The sequence below is a fragment of the Actinokineospora terrae genome, assembly GCF_900111175.1.
Taxonomy (GTDB): domain Bacteria; phylum Actinomycetota; class Actinomycetes; order Mycobacteriales; family Pseudonocardiaceae; genus Actinokineospora; species Actinokineospora terrae.
In genome coordinates this window covers 131,615-146,863 of the sequence record NZ_FOGI01000003.1, presented here as the reverse complement: position 1 = coordinate 146,863, position 15,249 = coordinate 131,615, and the positions used below count along the sequence as shown (strand labels likewise).

The 15,249-nt window shown below is 69.3% G+C and carries 15 protein-coding genes; 12 read left to right on the top strand and 3 right to left on the bottom strand.

Features of this window, described 5'->3' with window-relative positions; genetic code table 11:
* Nucleotides 1-4: 4 nt before the first annotated feature.
* Nucleotides 5-871 (top strand): peptide chain release factor N(5)-glutamine methyltransferase, encoded by an 867-nt coding sequence (gene prmC, locus BMY07_RS06750; RefSeq protein ID WP_245782244.1) that lies wholly within the window; start codon nucleotides 5-7, stop codon nucleotides 869-871.
* 641 nt (nucleotides 872-1,512) lie between these two features.
* On the opposite strand, the gene BMY07_RS06745 is transcribed toward prmC, so the two are convergent.
* Complete coding sequence (locus tag BMY07_RS06745; protein WP_143073388.1) at nucleotides 1,513-2,088, bottom strand: hypothetical protein; 576 nt, start codon at nucleotides 2,086-2,088, stop codon at nucleotides 1,513-1,515.
* A gap of 173 nt (nucleotides 2,089-2,261) precedes the next feature.
* Between BMY07_RS06745 and BMY07_RS34175 the strand changes: the two genes are divergently transcribed.
* The 11 genes from BMY07_RS34175 (at nucleotide 2,262) to atpD (ending at nucleotide 13,224) form a co-directional block, all read left to right on the top strand.
* On the top strand, nucleotides 2,262-3,086 hold the full coding sequence (locus BMY07_RS34175) for a hypothetical protein (RefSeq protein ID WP_092775604.1): 825 nt from the start codon (nucleotides 2,262-2,264) through the stop codon (nucleotides 3,084-3,086).
* A 902-nt stretch (nucleotides 3,087-3,988) separates the two neighbouring features.
* Nucleotides 3,989-4,636 carry an L-threonylcarbamoyladenylate synthase gene (locus BMY07_RS06735; protein ID WP_092775603.1) on the top strand — a complete coding sequence of 216 codons (648 nt, stop codon included), beginning with the start codon at nucleotides 3,989-3,991 and terminating at the stop codon, nucleotides 4,634-4,636.
* Nucleotides 4,637-4,731: 95 nt separating this feature from the next.
* A complete protein-coding gene (locus tag BMY07_RS06730) occupies nucleotides 4,732-5,886 on the top strand; it encodes a glycosyltransferase family 4 protein (RefSeq protein ID WP_245782243.1) in 1,155 nt (384 codons plus the stop codon).
* Complete coding sequence (locus BMY07_RS06725) at nucleotides 5,883-6,401, top strand: Cg1360 family ATP-synthase-associated protein (protein WP_245782242.1); 519 nt, start codon at nucleotides 5,883-5,885, stop codon at nucleotides 6,399-6,401. The genes BMY07_RS06730 and BMY07_RS06725 overlap by 4 nt, the downstream gene beginning before the upstream one ends.
* A 210-nt stretch (nucleotides 6,402-6,611) precedes the next feature.
* Nucleotides 6,612-7,394, top strand: a complete 783-nt coding sequence (gene atpB, locus BMY07_RS06720) for a F0F1 ATP synthase subunit A (RefSeq protein WP_092775602.1) — start codon at nucleotides 6,612-6,614, stop codon at nucleotides 7,392-7,394.
* Between the two features lie 122 nt (nucleotides 7,395-7,516).
* The gene (locus BMY07_RS06715; protein WP_092776061.1) at nucleotides 7,517-7,708 is read left to right on the top strand and encodes an ATP synthase subunit c family protein; all 192 of its coding nucleotides are present in this window, start codon (nucleotides 7,517-7,519) and stop codon (nucleotides 7,706-7,708) included.
* A gap of 37 nt (nucleotides 7,709-7,745) precedes the next feature.
* The gene (locus tag BMY07_RS06710) at nucleotides 7,746-8,300 is read left to right on the top strand and encodes a F0F1 ATP synthase subunit B (protein ID WP_092775601.1); all 555 of its coding nucleotides are present in this window, start codon (nucleotides 7,746-7,748) and stop codon (nucleotides 8,298-8,300) included.
* 12 nt (nucleotides 8,301-8,312) lie between these two features.
* Nucleotides 8,313-9,167: a F0F1 ATP synthase subunit delta gene (locus BMY07_RS06705; RefSeq protein WP_092775600.1), complete on the top strand. Its 855-nt coding sequence runs from the start codon at nucleotides 8,313-8,315 to the stop codon at nucleotides 9,165-9,167.
* A gap of 43 nt (nucleotides 9,168-9,210) precedes the next feature.
* Nucleotides 9,211-10,851, top strand: coding sequence for a F0F1 ATP synthase subunit alpha (atpA, locus tag BMY07_RS06700; RefSeq protein ID WP_092775599.1), 1,641 nt, complete (start codon nucleotides 9,211-9,213; stop codon nucleotides 10,849-10,851).
* Nucleotides 10,852-10,861: 10 nt separating this feature from the next.
* Entirely contained in the window at nucleotides 10,862-11,788 is a 927-nt protein-coding gene (locus BMY07_RS06695; protein WP_092775598.1) for a F0F1 ATP synthase subunit gamma, read from the top strand.
* Nucleotides 11,788-13,224 (top strand): F0F1 ATP synthase subunit beta, encoded by a 1,437-nt coding sequence (atpD, locus tag BMY07_RS06690; protein WP_092775597.1) that lies wholly within the window; start codon nucleotides 11,788-11,790, stop codon nucleotides 13,222-13,224. Before BMY07_RS06695 ends, atpD begins: the two co-directional genes overlap by 1 nt.
* Before the next feature lie 61 nt (nucleotides 13,225-13,285).
* Here atpD and BMY07_RS06685 read toward each other — a convergent pair whose 3' ends face one another.
* Together BMY07_RS06685 and BMY07_RS06680 are read right to left on the bottom strand one after the other, a co-directional pair.
* Nucleotides 13,286-14,638, bottom strand: a complete 1,353-nt coding sequence (locus tag BMY07_RS06685) for a hypothetical protein (protein WP_092775596.1) — start codon at nucleotides 14,636-14,638, stop codon at nucleotides 13,286-13,288.
* A gap of 1 nt (nucleotide 14,639) precedes the next feature.
* Nucleotides 14,640-15,155, bottom strand: coding sequence for a SigE family RNA polymerase sigma factor (locus BMY07_RS06680; RefSeq protein WP_092775595.1), 516 nt, complete (start codon nucleotides 15,153-15,155; stop codon nucleotides 14,640-14,642).
* Nucleotides 15,156-15,249: the final 94 nt, after the last annotated feature.

Here is a 15,249-nt window from a genome sequence, read left to right as displayed (position 1 = left end):
CCCGGTGCGCCACCCCCTGCGCCTGGCCATCCGCGACGCGGAACGCATCCTCACCGCGGCCGGGGTGGACTCCCCGCGCAACGACGCGGAACTGTTGGCGGCCCACGTGCTGTCCATCCCCCGCGGTCAACTCGTGATGACCCCTCTCGTCTCCTCCGCCGAGGTGGAGGAACTCGCAGGCCTGGTCCGCCGTCGTGCTTCCCGCGAACCGTTGCAGCACCTGACCGGTTCGGTGGCGATGGGCTCGGTCGAGGTCTCGGTGGGGCCGGGCGTGTTCGTGCCCCGGCCGGAGACGGAACTGCTGCTGGAGTGGGGACTCGCAGCTCTGTCCGATGTGGACTCACCGGTGGTGGTCGACTTGTGCACGGGCTCGGGCGTGCTGGCTTTGGCTGTTGCGGCCGCGCGACCGGATGCTGTCGTGCACGCGGTGGAGCTGGATTCCTCGGCGCTCGCTTGGGCTCGGCGCAATGCTGACGCTCGGGTGGGGGCGGGGGATAGGCCGGTTCTGCTGCACCACGGGGATGTGACCGATGCTGGGCTGCTGTCCGAGATGGACGGACAGGTGGACCTGGTGCTGTGCAACCCGCCTTACGTGCCGGAGGGAACCGAGGTACCGCCTGAGGTGTCCGGGTTCGACCCGGCGCGCGCGGTGTTCTCGGGGGCGGACGGCCTGACGGTGATCCGGTCGGTGGTGTCGCTTTCCGCCCGCCTGCTGAAGCCGGGCGGCTCCGTGGCCATCGAACACGACGACTCGCAGGGGGAGTCGGTACCCGGCCTGCTGCGGGCCCGCCGAGTGCTGTCCGATGTGGAGGCTCACGCCGACCTGGCAGGCCGCCCCCGTTTCGCCACCGCCGTCCGGGTCGTCAGCTGACTCCCGCTCGGCCCGAACTTTCACCCGGTTCAGCGACAGAAGTTATCCACATGTGGATCTTCGACGAGCTGTTTCAAGATCGTTTGTCGGGGGGTGCCGATAGACTGGCACTGGGACGCCCCCCGGTGTGGGTGGGGGCTGGGCGGGGTCGGGACCGCGTGCGCGCGGGGCGGCTTGTGTGGGGTCGGAGGGGTTTGGGGGCTTGCGCGGTAGAGGGGATTCTGGGGACTGCGGGGTTAGAGGGCTAGTGGGGTTTAGAGGGTTTGTGCGGTGTGGGGGCGCTGGGGGCTTTTCGGGGGCATCGCGCGTGGCTTGGGGTGTGAGTTTGGAGGCGAAGGGGCGATCTGGGTGCGCCTTGCCGCGACCGCCCAAGCCAAAGGAAACGGCCCTGTGTCGCACGCTGGGCGACAGGCGCGGGGTGGGCGGAATCGCGGTCGGTCGGCGTGTGTGCGGCCGTGCTGTGGCGCGCTTCGGCCGGTCTGGGCGGGTGCCCGGGCGGCTGGGGTGATGTGGCGGGGCGGGGGGAGTGGGTCCTGTCCACGCGGCGAAGGGGGAGTGGGTCCCCCGGAAGCGGGATTCGTACCGTCTACGGTCACCCGTGGTGCAGCGGAGTCCACTAAGGCGTGAATCTGGTCAGCGGCTCAGGGGGTGCTGTTGTCGACCATGGTGTTGAAGATCGACTTGGTGTCCGACCAGCGGTTGGTCGTGGAACTGGCGTAGAGGAAGTACTCGGTCCCGGCGATCCGCCAGTACATCGAGTGGGCTCGGCGCCTGCCCGCGGCCGAGTCGTGTTCGAACTCCCAGTCCACGGCGGGCACGTCGTGGTAGGTGGTGGTGCCCAGGCTGAAGCGCTGGAAGCCGCGGTGGGCCTCGGCGAAGCGCTGTTCGTAGTCCACGTGCGTGGCCACCAGGTCCGTCGCCGGGGCCGCCGAGCCGCCGTAGCGGACGTAGCGGGTCGGGTCGGCGGGGTCGGTGGCCTGCATGGCGCCGGGGCCGGTGGAGCGGGTGATGGTCCAGCCGAGCGGGATGGTGGTGATCAGGCCGCCGGGGCCCGCGACGCGCTGGTAGCCCTCGGGGACCGGCATCGCGACCGGGGACGGGCCCGTGGTCGTGGTCGACGGCGGGGTGGGGCCCTCGGTGTAGATGTACACCGGGTAGGCCTGGACCTGGGGTTCCTTGGGGGCGACGAGCAGCACCGTACCGACCGCCGCGCTCACCGCGGCGTAGGCCACCACGAGTGAGGACGCCAGCCATCGCGAGCTGAGCTGGTATCCCCTGCCCGCTCGATGTCCCCGTCGGCGGTAACTGGTCGTGGTGGCTCCCCTGGCGTCCGGTGGGTCAGATCCCCGGTATGGCGTACTGAGGGTAGCGTGCGCTCCTGGGTGATCCAATGCTTCGAACATGGCAGGACGTCACCGCCAAGTGGCGGCTGGTGACCGACAGCGACCACGGCGCCGACTCCGGTCCGGTCGCCGCCCGGCAGTTCGCCGCGGCGGCCCGCGCCGAACTGCTCGCCGGGCACCTCGACGCGGCCGCGGCCGGGTTCGAGCAAGCGGCCGCGCTGCGCACGGATCCGCTGGACCAGGTGGGAATCGGCGACGTCCAACTCGCCCGGGGCCACTGGCGCACCGCCGCGGCGCACTACCGCGCCGCGGCGGACCTGGACCCGGACAACGTGCTCGTCGCCCTGGCCGTGTCGCAGGTGATGGTCGCGGCCGGTGACGCCGAAACTGCCGTCCACGATCTGGAACGCCGGTTCGGCGAGACCACCGACCCGGTACTGCGCTACTACCTCGCCAGCACCTGGACCTCACTCGGCGACCAAGCCCGAGCGGCCACAGAGGACGAGGTCCTCGTCATCGCCAACGAGCACCAACTCCGCCTGTGCGAACAAGCCGCCACCCGAGTCCTAGCCCTCGACGTCGAAGACCACGAACTCCGCCGCGGCGCCGAACGCCTCCTCGCGGAGGTCCGCTCCGGCCGCCGCTGGCAGTGGCGTCCTGAGGGCATCGCGGTGAGTCTCGCGGTGTTGGCGGTGTCATTGGGGCTGACATTGGTCGCCGTTGGTGGAATCACCGGAAGTGCGTTGCTGGTGGCGGCGGGGATCGTGGCGGGGAGCGGGCTGCTGTATTTGATCGTGGTGCGGTTCCGTCGACAGGTGTGGCAGGAACGGGCGATGGATCTGGCTGATCGGATTGTTCGGCGGGGGGCTTGAGGGGGCGGGTGCGCTGTGGGTGGTTGTCCACAGGGGTGCTGCTCGCTCTGGCCGGTTTGTCGGTGCTGCTCGGTAGGCTGTATATCGGGGGCTGCTGTGGCGGGTTTGATCTTGAGCTGAGGGGTGTTCGGCTCTCGTTCTCGCCTGCGGCATCGACGTTCAACGCCTCGCCTTCGGCATTGGCCTGGGCGCGAGTTTCGAGCTGTGCTCGATGGGGCGAACTTGTTTTGTGTGGGGCCCCTGAACCACCCGTGGCAGGACCGCAAAGCAGGGGCCGAAAAGCATGGCCCTGTCCGCGAACGACGCTACGGGCAGTTCTCCCCCACACAAAACAAGTCCGCCCCATCGAGCCGGGTTGGCACCAGCGACTCCGAGGAGCGTTCTAGGGCCAACGTTGTTCGGGGGCGCTTGTCGGCCAACGTTGTTCAGGGGCGTGTGGTTGGCCAACGTCTGTGAGGGCCGGGTGGGGGTCAACGTTGTTTGGGGCCGACGCCCGAGAGGGGCGCGTGAGGGTCAACGACTACGGGGGCGTGTTAGGACAAACTGACTGGCCATCCCGCCTGGGCTGGGTGATACCGCGATCTGCTGGCCCGCTGCCGACTCGGCGGCGCTGTTTCTTGGCTCGGGTCGATCAAGATCAACTCCGCTCCGGGGGCCCGCCCTCCCGGGGTCGGGGGGCCCATCTCTGAATCTATCGCTTTGCGAGCTCTGTCAATAGCTCCGAGCGTGCCCTGTGGACAGCCGGCGACCATGTGGACAACCCCGAACGCCAACCCGAACGGCCAGCTCCGCCCAACCCATCCAGCGCCAACCCGCCGGCGCCCACGACGTCGCCTCCGCGTGGACAGGAGGGGAGTGGATCTGCTTGTGGCGGCGGGGGTGGGCAGGGATAGGCTGGCTGGGTGACGGTGTTCGACTGTGGTGATCGTGGGCAGCGGGCCGATGGTCTGGGGGCCGCGGCCAGTGCTGTGCGGTCCGGGCGGCTTGTCGTGGTGCCGACCGACACCGTGTACGGGATCGGGTGCGACGCGTTCTCGGCGACCGCGGTGGCCGGGTTGTTGGCGGCGAAGAACCGGGGGCCGGACATGCCGGTCGGGGTTCTTGTCGGGTCGTGGTCGACCATCGACGGGCTGGTGCTGTCCGTGCCGCACACCGCGCGGACGCTGGTCGAGGCGTTCTGGCCGGGTGATCTGTCGATCGTGTTGCCGCACGCGCCGTCGTTGAACTGGAACCTCGGGCAGACCGGGGGGACGGTGATGCTGCGGATGCCGCTGCACCCGGTTGCCATCGAATTGTTGCGCGAGGTGGGGCCGATGGCCGTCACCAGCGCCAACAAGTCCGGTCAGCCGCCCGCGGCGACCGCGCAGGAGGCCGTCGAGCAGTTCGGCGACCTGGTCAGCATCTACCTCGACGGCGGTCCCTCCGGTGACCTCGTTCCGTCCACGATCGTCGACCTCACCGGGGACGAGCCGCTGGTGCTGCGCGAGGGCGCGGTCAGCGTGGCCGCCGTGCGCGAGGCGTTGGGCACCGAGGTCCGCACCGCGCGGTAGGGTCGGTCCCTCCCCGGCTAGACCCCTGTGAATTTCCCGTCCGACCAGCAGGAGACGCGACCCGCCGTGCCCACGTCCGACCCGAGTGCCCGCGCGTGATCCCCACGGGCGAGTTCGCTCCCGCGGGCCTCCCGGTCCGCGAGTACCTGCTGGTCGGGTTGGTCACGGCGGTGCTGACCTTCCTGCTCACCGGTCTGGTCCGGCTCTTCGCGATCCGCTTCGGCGCGGTCGCCTACCCCCGCCAGCGCGACGTGCACGTGGTGCCGATGCCGCGGCTGGGTGGGCTCGCGATGTACCTGGGGGTGTGCGGCGGCATGCTGCTCGCCCACCAGCTGCCGGTGCTGCGCCGCGCGTTCGACTACTCGTTCGACCCGACGGCCGTGCTCATCGGCGGCGGCCTCATCGTGGCGATCGGCGTCCTCGACGACCGGTTCGAGCTGGACTCGCTGACCAAGCTGGCAGGCCAGACCACCTGCGCGGGCATCCTGGTGCTCTACGGCATCCAGTGGCTGGTGCTGTGGGTGCCGTGGGGCGGCGACGAGAACGCGTTCGGGTCGGTGCTGATCCTCGACCAGAACCAGGGCGGCCTGCTGGCCATCCTGCTGGCCGTCACCCTCATCAACGCGATCAACTTCATCGACGGCCTCGACGGGCTGGCTGCCGGGGTGGGCATGATCGCCGCGGCCGCGACGGCGGTGTTCTCGCTGCACCTGCTCACCGTCTCCGGCGGCGACGTCGGCAACTACTCGCCAGCGCTGATCGCCGCGACGCTGGCCGGGGCCTGCCTGGGCTTCCTGCCGCACAACTTCCAGCCCGCGCGGCTGTTCATGGGCGACTCCGGCTCGATGCTCATCGGCCTGATGCTCGCCGCGGCCAGCACCACCGCCTCCGGCAGGGCGAACCCCAGCATCTGGGGGCTCACCGACGCCATCGCGCTGCTCTCGCCGCTGCTGATCGTGATGGCCGTGCTGTTCATCCCGGTGCTCGACCTGCTGCTGGCGATCATCCGCAGGACCAGGCGCGGGGTCAGCCCGTTCTCCGCCGACAAGATGCACCTGCACCACCGGCTGCTCGAGATCGGCCACTCCCAGCGCCGCGCGGTCCTGCTCATCTACCTGTGGGCCTGCCTGCTGGCCTTCGGCGCGGTCGCGGTCACCGTCTACGACATCTCCGCGGTCGTCTGGGTGGTCGGCGTCGGCGTCCTGATCGCGGTGATCATCTCCGTCATCCCTAGACTGAGGTCACGATGAGCGAGCACAACCCGGACACCGACGGCCAAACCGGTACCGACACGACCACGGCGAGCAAGGTGCCCAGCACCCACGCCGAGTCCCAGCTGCTGCTGGCCGACCGGATGCTGCGCGGTGCCAGGTGGCCGGTCCTGGGCACCTGGTTGGTCGGCGTCATCGGGTGGACGATCGGTGCGGGCCCGTCCGGGCTGTGGAGCGCGGCTGTCGGCGGGACGGTCGCCGCGGCGTCGGCGTGGGGGACGCTCGTGCTGATGCGCCGCACGGTGGGCCTGAACGTGCAGATGCTGATGGCCGCGGTGCTCGGCGGTTTCGTCGCCAAGATGTTCGTGTTGCTGATCACCCTCGTGCTGGTTCGTGCGATCCCCGGCGTGCACATCTACGCGTTGGCGACCACCATGTTGGCGGTGGTCCTGGTCAGCGCGATTGCCGAGACCGTGGCGTTCCGGCGGACCAAGATCCCCACTTTGATCCTCCCGGCACAGGACGAGGCCACCGGCAGCACCAGCGAGAACTGAAAGCAGTACGGCTGTACGGCCCCCCGACCGGGGCTGATATGGTGCGCGCGGACACCAGTGGTGGCGCCCGAACCTCACCCCTTCGTGGGATTTCGCAGGGATGGCAGCCGCTGCCAGGTACCCCGTGAGCGTCAGGTACGTTACGTCCTGATCGTGACGATTCCCCCGGCGGAGGACCCGACGCCGGCCGGGAGAACCGGAAGGAGCCCAGTGGGCAGGCTTGTGCTGGCGGAGGAAGGGACCTTTATCCCTCCAGGAGCCAAGGATTTCGATCTTCCCGCCATCTTCGGCGGGGTCACCAAGCCGATGGTGTTGATCGTCTTGTCGATCATCATCATCCTCGCGTTCTTCCTGCTCGCCACCCGCAAGCTCTCGGTAGTGCCGAGCAAGTTCCAGTTCGCGGCTGAGTCGGTCTACGACTTCGGGCGAAACAACATCGCGCGCGACCAGATCGGTTCCAAAGAGTTCAAGCCCTTTGTGCCGCTGATTCTCGCGTTGTTCACCTTCACCCTGGTGAACAACATCTTCGGCATCATCCCGATCATCCAGTTCCCGACCTTCTCGCACATCGGGTTCCCGCTCGCGCTCGCCGTTCTGGTGATCTTCCCCGTGTACCACATCGCGGGCATCCGCAAGTTCGGCCTCGGCCGCTACCTGAAGAAGTCGGTCATCCCGCCGGGGATCCCCAAGCCGGTCTACCTGCTGCTGACCCCGATCGAGATCTTCCTGAAGTTCTTCATGGACCCGATCACGCTGGCGATCCGGGTGTTCGCCGCCATGTTCGCCGGTCACCTGATCCTGCTGGTGTTCACCCTCGGTGGCGAGTACCTGCTGCTCGAAGCCGGCCCCGCGCTCAAGCCGGTGTCGATCATCTCCTTCGCCATGGCCATCGCCATGACGTTCCTGGAAGCACTCATCCAGGTGTTGCAGGCCTACATCTTCGCGCTGCTGTCCGCCGGGTACATCGGTATGTCCCTCGCGGAAGACCACTAGTCCAGTCCAAGCCCCGGCTCTTCCGACGAGGACGAGTCGAGTTCGAAAGGGATACGCACGTGAGCTCTGCTGTTGTTCTCGCCCAGGCCACCGAGCAGATCAACCTGAACAAGGGTCTGGCCATGATCGGCTACGGCCTCGGCGCGATCGGCCCCGGCATCGGTGTGGGGATCATCTTCGCCGCCGTCATCAACGGCACCGCCCGCCAGCCGGAGGCCGAGGGCAAGCTGCGCGGCATCGCGTTCTCCACCTTCGTGCTGACCGAGGTGCTCGCCCTGATCGGCCTGGTGCTCTACTTCATCGCTTCCGCCTGACCGACGTCACTGCGGACCTAAGTCTTAGGGAGACGCCGTGGTGTCGTCGTCACTGATCACCATCGCTGCCGAGGGCAGCCCGAGCCCGGTCATGCCGCACCTGTCCGAGGTCATCCTCGGCCTGGTCGCGTTCGGCATCCTGCTGTTCGTGCTCAGCAAGTTCGTTGTGCCCAAGTTCGAGGCGCTCTACACCGAGCGGACCGCGAAGATCGAGGGTGGCATCGAGAAGGCCGAGGCCGCGCAGAAGGAGGCCGAGGCCGCGCTGGTGCAGTACAAGGCGCAGCTGGCCGAGGCGCGGGCGGAGTCGGCGCGCATCCGCGACGACGCCAGGGCCGAGGCCGAGCAGATCAAGGAAGAGCTGCGCGCGCAGGCCCAGGCGGAGTCCGCGCGGATCGTCGCGCAGGGCCAGGCCCAGCTCGAGGCGCAGCGCGCCCAGATCGTCGCCGAGCTGCGCGCCGAGCTGGGGCGCCAGGCCGTCGAGCTGGCCAGCCGCATCGTGGGCGAGTCCCTCGAGGACGAGGCCCGTCGCCGCGGCACGGTCGACCGCTTCCTGACCGACCTCGACTCGGTCTCCGCACCGGCGAAGCGCTAGGGGACGTCCTCGATGACCTCAACTGTGACCGGTGTGCTGCACGCGGCCAGCCGGGAAGCCCTCGCCGCCGTCGAGCTCACGCTGCTCGACGTGCTCGAGGCCGCCCCGGCGGGTTCGTCCACCGCTGCGGGCTCGGCGACGCTGGGCGGCGAGCTGTTCGCCGTCGTCGGCCTGCTCGACCGGGAGATCGGTCTGCGCCGCACGCTGGCCGACTCCTCGACCGCACCGCAGGCCAGGGCCCGCCTGGTCACCGACCTGCTCACCGGCAAGGTCGGCGTGGACACGCTCAAGGTGCTGACCACCGCGGCCTCGGCCCGCTGGTCGAGCCCCCGCGAGCTGGTCGACGGCCTGGAGTCGCTCGCGGTCACCGCACTGCTGGTCGGGGCGGAGCGCGCGGGCAGGCTCGACGCGGTCGAGGACGAGCTGTTCCGGCTCGGCCGCATCCTGGCCGACCAGAGCGAGCTCGAGCAGGTCCTGTCCAACCGGACCGGTGACCTCGAGGGCAAGCGGGCGCTGGTCCGCGAGCTCATCGGGTCCAAGGTGGACGCGACGACCGAGACCCTGGTGCAGAACCTGGTGGCCCGGCCGCGTGGCCGCCAGCTGGTGCCCGGGCTCGAGGCGCTCGCCGCCGAGGCGGCGCGGCGCAGGGAGCGGTCGGTGGCCCACGTGGTGTCCTCCGGCGCGCTCTCCGCCGAGCAGCAGGACCGCCTCGCGGCGACCCTGCAGCGGATCTACTCGCGGCCCATCGCGCTGCACCTGGAGATCGACCCCGCCGTCGGCGGCGGTCTGGTCATCCGGGTCGGCGACGAGGTCATCGACGGCAGCACCTCAGGACAGCTCGACGCGCTGCGGCGTCGGTTCTCCTGACCCTAACTTCCCCCGAAGCAACGAAGTGAGAGCAGGAACTTTCATGGCGGAGCTGACGATCTCGTCGGACGAGATCCGCAGTGCGATCGAAAACTACGTCTCCAGCTACTCCCCGGACGTCAACCGGGAAGAGGTCGGAACGGTTTCCGACACCGGCGACGGCATCGCCCACGTGGAGGGCCTGCCCTCGGCCATGGCCAACGAGCTGCTGGCGTTCCCCGGCGGCATCGTCGGTGTCGCGCTGAACCTCGACGCGCGTGAGCTGGGTGTCGCCATCCTCGGTGACTACGACAAGATCGAGGAGGGCCAGGAGGTCAAGCGGACCGGCAAGGTCCTCTCGGTCCCGGTCGGCGACGCCTTCCTCGGCCGGGTCATCGACCCGCTGGGCAACCCGATCGACGGCCTCGGCGAGATCGCCGCGACCGGCGAGCGCGTGCTCGAGCTGCAGGCGGCCACCGTGGTGCAGCGCCAGCCGGTCGAGGAGCCGCTGCAGACCGGCATCAAGGCCATCGACTCGATGACCCCGATCGGCCGCGGCCAGCGCCAGCTGATCATCGGTGACCGCAAGACCGGCAAGACCGCGGTCTGCGTCGACACCATCATCAACCAGAAGAAGGCCTGGGCGACCGGCGACCCGAAGCAGCAGGTCCGCTGCATCTACGTCGCGGTCGGCCAGAAGGGCTCCACCATCGCGGGCGTCAAGTCCGCGCTGGAGGAGGCGGGCGCGCTGGAGTACACCACCATCGTCGCCGCCCCCGCGTCGGACTCGGCGGGCTTCAAGTGGCTGGCCCCCTACACCGGCTCGGCCATCGGCCAGGACTGGATGTACCAGGGCAAGCACGTCCTGATCATCTTCGACGACCTGACCAAGCAGGCCGAGGCGTACCGCGCGATCTCGCTGCTGCTGCGCCGCCCGCCGGGCCGCGAGGCCTACCCCGGCGACGTCTTCTACTTGCACTCCCGCCTGCTGGAGCGCTGCGCGAAGCTCTCCGACGAGCTCGGTGGCGGCTCGATGACCGGTCTGCCGATCATCGAGACCAAGGCGAACGACATCTCCGCCTACATCCCCACCAACGTCATCTCCATCACCGACGGCCAGTGCTTCCTGGAGTCGGACCTGTTCAACGCCGGTCAGCGCCCGGCGGTCAACGTGGGTACCTCGGTCTCCCGCGTCGGTGGCGCCGCGCAGACCAAGGCGATGAAGTCGATCTCCGGCACGCTGCGCCTCGAGCTGGCCCAGTTCCGCGAGCTGGAGGCGTTCGCCGCCTTCGCCTCCGACCTGGACGCCACCTCGCGGGCGCAGCTGGAGCGCGGCACCCGGATGATGGAGCTGCTCAAGCAGGGCCAGTACTCGCCGCTGCCGGTCGAGGAGCAGATCGTCTCGATCTACATCGGCACCAAGGGCTTCCTCGACTCGCTCGCCGTCGCCGACGTGCGCCGCTTCGAGTCCGAGCTGCACGAGCACCTGCGCCACCGCCACGCTGGCGTGCTGGAGGAGATCAAGGTGACCGGCAAGTTCTCCTCGGACAACGAGGAGCGCCTGGTCGCCGCGGTCACCGCGTTCAAGGACTCGTTCACCGCGGGCTCCGGCTCCTCGGTGGCCGACGCCCCCGCTTCCGCGCTCGACGCCGACGAGGTGGGCCAGGAGACCGTGAAGGTCAACAAGTCCGCTCCGACGGCGTAGGCGGGCCGCCATGGCACAGCTTCGCGAGATCCGGCAACGGATCAAGTCGGCCCAGTCGTTCAAGAAGATCTTCAAGGCGCAGGAGCTGATCGCGACGTCGCGGATCAGCAAGGCGCAGTCCAGGGTGGCCGCGGCCAAGCCGTACTCCGACGAGATCACCTCGGTGCTGACCGCGCTGGCGACCGGCGCGACCAGCCTCGACTCGCCGCTGCTCACCCCGCGTGAGCGCTACCGGCGGGCCGCGGTGCTCGTGGTGACCTCCGACCGCGGTCTGTGCGGTGGCTACAACGCCAACGCGCTGCGGCGGGCGGAGGAACTGGTCGCGCTGCTGCGCGAGCAGGGCAAGGAGCCGGTGGTCTACGTCATCGGCCGCAAGGGGCTCAACTTCTACAAGTTCCGCCAGCGGCCGGTGAAGGGCAGCTGGACCGGCTTCTCGGAGCGGCCCAGCTACACCGACGCGGTCGCCGCCAGCGAGGCGCTCATCCAGGCCTTCCTGCACGGCGCCGACGACGTGGACGACAAGCCCGGCGCCGACGGCGTGCTCGGCGTCGACGAGTTGCACATCGTCTACACCGAGTTCACCTCGATGCTCTCGCAGAAGCCGGTCGCCGTGCGGATCGCCCCGCTGGAGATCGAGTACGTGGAGAACCCGGGGCTGACCTCGACCTACGAGTTCGAGCCGAGCGCGGAGACGCTGCTGGGCAACCTGCTCCCGAAGTACATCAACACCCGCATCTTCGCGGCACTGCTGGAGTCGGCCGCGTCCGAGTCCGCGGCCCGCCGCACGGCGATGAAGTCCGCGACGGACAACGCCGACGAGCTCGTCAAGAGCTTCACCCGTGTCGCCAACCAGGTCCGCCAGGCGCAGATCACCCAGGAGATCAGCGAGATCGTCGGTGGCGTCGAGGCGCTCGCTGCCGCAGGAAGTGATGACTAATGACTGCCATTCAGGAACCAGGCACCAAGAACGCGGTCGGTCGCGTCGTCCGGGTGATCGGCCCTGTCGTCGACGTGGAGTTCCCGCGCGGCTCCGTGCCCGAGCTCTACAACGCGCTCAAGGTCGAGGTCGACCTCGAGTCGCTGCGCAAGACCATCACCCTCGAGGTCGCCCAGCACCTGGGTGACAACCTGGTGCGCTGCATCTCCATGGCGCCCCAGGACGGCCTGGTGCGCGGCGCCCCGGTCACCGACACCGGCGAGGCCATCTCGGTCCCGGTCGGCGACGCGGTCAAGGGCCACGTGTTCAACGCCCTCGGCGAGTGCCTGGACAAGCCGGGCCACGCCGCGGACGCCGAGCGCTGGCGCATCCACCGCCGCCCCCCGGCCTTCGACCAGCTCGAGGGCAAGACCAAGGTCCTCGAGACCGGCGTCAAGGTCATCGACCTGCTCACCCCGTACGTCGAGGGCGGCAAGATCGGCCTGTTCGGCGGCGCGGGCGTGGGCAAGACGGTGCTCATCCAGGAGATGATCACCCGTATCGCCCGCAACTTCGGTGGCACCTCGGTGTTCGCCGGGGTCGGCGAGCGCACCCGCGAGGGCACCGACCTCTTCCTGGAAATGGAGGAGATGGGTGTTCTCCCGGACACCGCGCTGGTCTTCGGGCAGATGGACGAGCCGCCGGGCACCCGCATGCGGGTCGCGCTGTCCGCGCTGACCATGGCGGAGTACTTCCGCGATGTGCAGAACCAGGACGTGCTGCTGTTCATCGACAACATCTTCCGGTTCACCCAGGCGGGCTCCGAGGTGTCGACCCTGCTGGGCCGCATGCCGTCGGCCGTGGGATACCAGCCGACGCTGGCCGACGAGATGGGTGAGCTCCAGGAGCGCATCACCTCGACCCGCGGTCGCTCGATCACCTCGATGCAGGCGATCTACGTGCCCGCCGACGACTACACCGACCCGGCCCCGGCGACCACCTTCGCCCACCTGGACGCGACGACGGAACTGTCCCGTCCGATCTCCCAGAAGGGCATCTACCCGGCGGTCGACCCGCTCACCTCGTCCTCCCGCATCCTCGACCCGGCCGTGGTCGGCGACGAGCACTACCGGGTGGCGCAGGAGGTCAAGCGGATCCTGCAGAAGTACAAGGAGCTGCAGGACATCATCGCCATCCTCGGCATGGACGAGCTGTCCGAAGAGGACAAGGTGACGGTGAACCGGGCCCGCCGCATCGAGCGCTTCCTGTCCCAGAACTTCTTCGTAGCCCAGAAGTTCACCGGCGAGGAGGGCTCCTTCGTCAAGGTGTCCGACACCATCGAGGCGTTCGACCGCGTCGCCAAGGGCGAGTACGACCACATCCCCGAGCAGGCCTTCCTCTCCATCGGCGGCCTCGACGACCTGGAGCGCAAGTACCAGGCGCTGACCAAGAAGTGAGCTAGACCAGAACACGCGGAACGGGCCGGTGTCCTCAATGGACACCGGCCCGTTCTGTGTGTCACGGCGCGAGCAGGCTGTGCGCCTCCGTGCGGCCCCGCGGGTCCGCCAGGTGGACGGTGGGCACGTTCGCCGGGATGAGTGCCGCGTCCTTTCCCGCGTCCACCCAGTCACCGCCGATTCCCCCGTCGAGTTGGACCTGGTAGGTCAACGCCATCCCGGGAGCTATGGCGAGGCGACCCGCCTGGCCTGCGAGTTCGCATACCCCCACCAGGCCACCGGTGTCCTTGCGCACCATCCCGCAGTACGTCCAGCCGGTGATCTTGGCGGCCGCGTCGCGTTGGGCGAGGAACAGCCCGTCCATGATGAACATGCTCACCACCTCGATGGCCACCACGCTGCCCCCGCCCGGCAGGTCGACGATGAACTGGGCGCCGGTGGGCGTGACACCGGCCAGCGGGTCGAGGAGGTTCGCCGCCATGAGCGTCTCGTGCACGTTGTCACCCAGTGGGCGCGACGTGCTGCCCTTGACCCGGAACACGTCGCCGGGCTTGGTGCGCAGGACGCCCTCCGGGACCGGCTTCGCCTGCCGGTCGGTCCCCAGTGACCACCGCGTGCCGGGCAGGATCGTCAGGCTCTGGTCGTAGCCCGCCTTCGCCGGGTCGCCGGTGACGACGCGGATGTTCTCGGGCGGCCCCGGTTCGCCGGTTTCCCCGAGCCAGACACCGTCGCGTTCCACCATGGGCTTCCAGTCGCGCTCGGCGCGACCTGACGTGGGGGAGATGCTCCACGTCGTGGAGATGCTCAGGTTCTTCGCTCCCAGCGCGATGACGTTGCGGTTGTTGGGGCCGTAGACGAATGCGAAGCCCCTCGTCGGGGTGCTGTAGGGCTGGGGGAAGGAGTTCACCAGGACGGGCTTGGTGCCGACGAGCAGTCCGATGACGCTGCGCTCCTCGGCGCCTGCTTCGATGATGGTCCCGTCCGACACGTACCCGGTGGAGTCACTCCGCTCGACCTTCTGCACGACCACTGCCACCTTGCCGCCGTCGGTCGTGCCCGCCCAGTACACGTGCGGGCGGTCCAGGCGGGCCTTGCCCGGCTCGTTGGGCATGCCCGCGTCGAAAGCGGTCACGGCGGCGTCCAGGTAGGCCTTGTCGCCTGCCAAGTCGCCGCGGGTCGGTGTGGTCAGCATCGGGTTGGCGCCCGTGGTGATCAGCGGCGGGTCGGCCTTGGTCACCTTGACGACGACCAGCCCCGCCGCGGCGATGACCACGGCCATGCCGCTCGCCAAGGCCGCGCGACGGTGGGTGCGGCGTCGCCTGCCGCCGCGCAGGACAGCCGCGGCCAGGGTTGGTGGGGCCTGTAGGCCCTCGGTGGCCTCCCGCAGGGCGCGGGACAGCTCTGTGGTGTCCATCTCATCCCCTCGTCTTCTCTGGTGCGGCTTCCGCCAGCAGTCCGCGCAGCCGGGCCACACCCCGCGCGGTCTGGCTCTTGACCGTCCCCGGCGACACCCCCAGTGCCGCCGCGGTGTCGGCCTCGGACAGGTCGTCGAAGAACCGCAGGACCAGTACCGCGCGCACCCGCGGCGGCAGTGATCCCAGGGCCTTCGCGATCCGGTCGCGGTCCAGCACCTCGCGTTCGTGCCCGCCCGTGCCCTGCTCCCGCGCGTGGTCGAGCGGCGACTCCGCCACCCGGCGCGACCTGGTGCGCCACCGGTTGGCCGAGGCGTTGGCCAGCGCGGTCCGCACGTACGGCTCCAGGTCCCCGCGGACCCGGCGGCGCTTGGCGTAGACGCGCTCCAGGACGTCCTGGAGCAGGTCTTCGGCCGCGCCCCGGTCACCGGCGCAGAGCAGGTACGCGGTGCGCAGCAACGCCGTGGACCGGTGCGCCACGAACTCGGTGAACTCGTCGTCCGGTCTGATCGTGCTCACCCCCTGTGTTCGACTCGTCCCGATCGGGACTTCCGCCCCTTCTGACACCGGCCTGGCTGGGGTGGTTGTCAGGTGGCCGACTAGACTGGCCGAC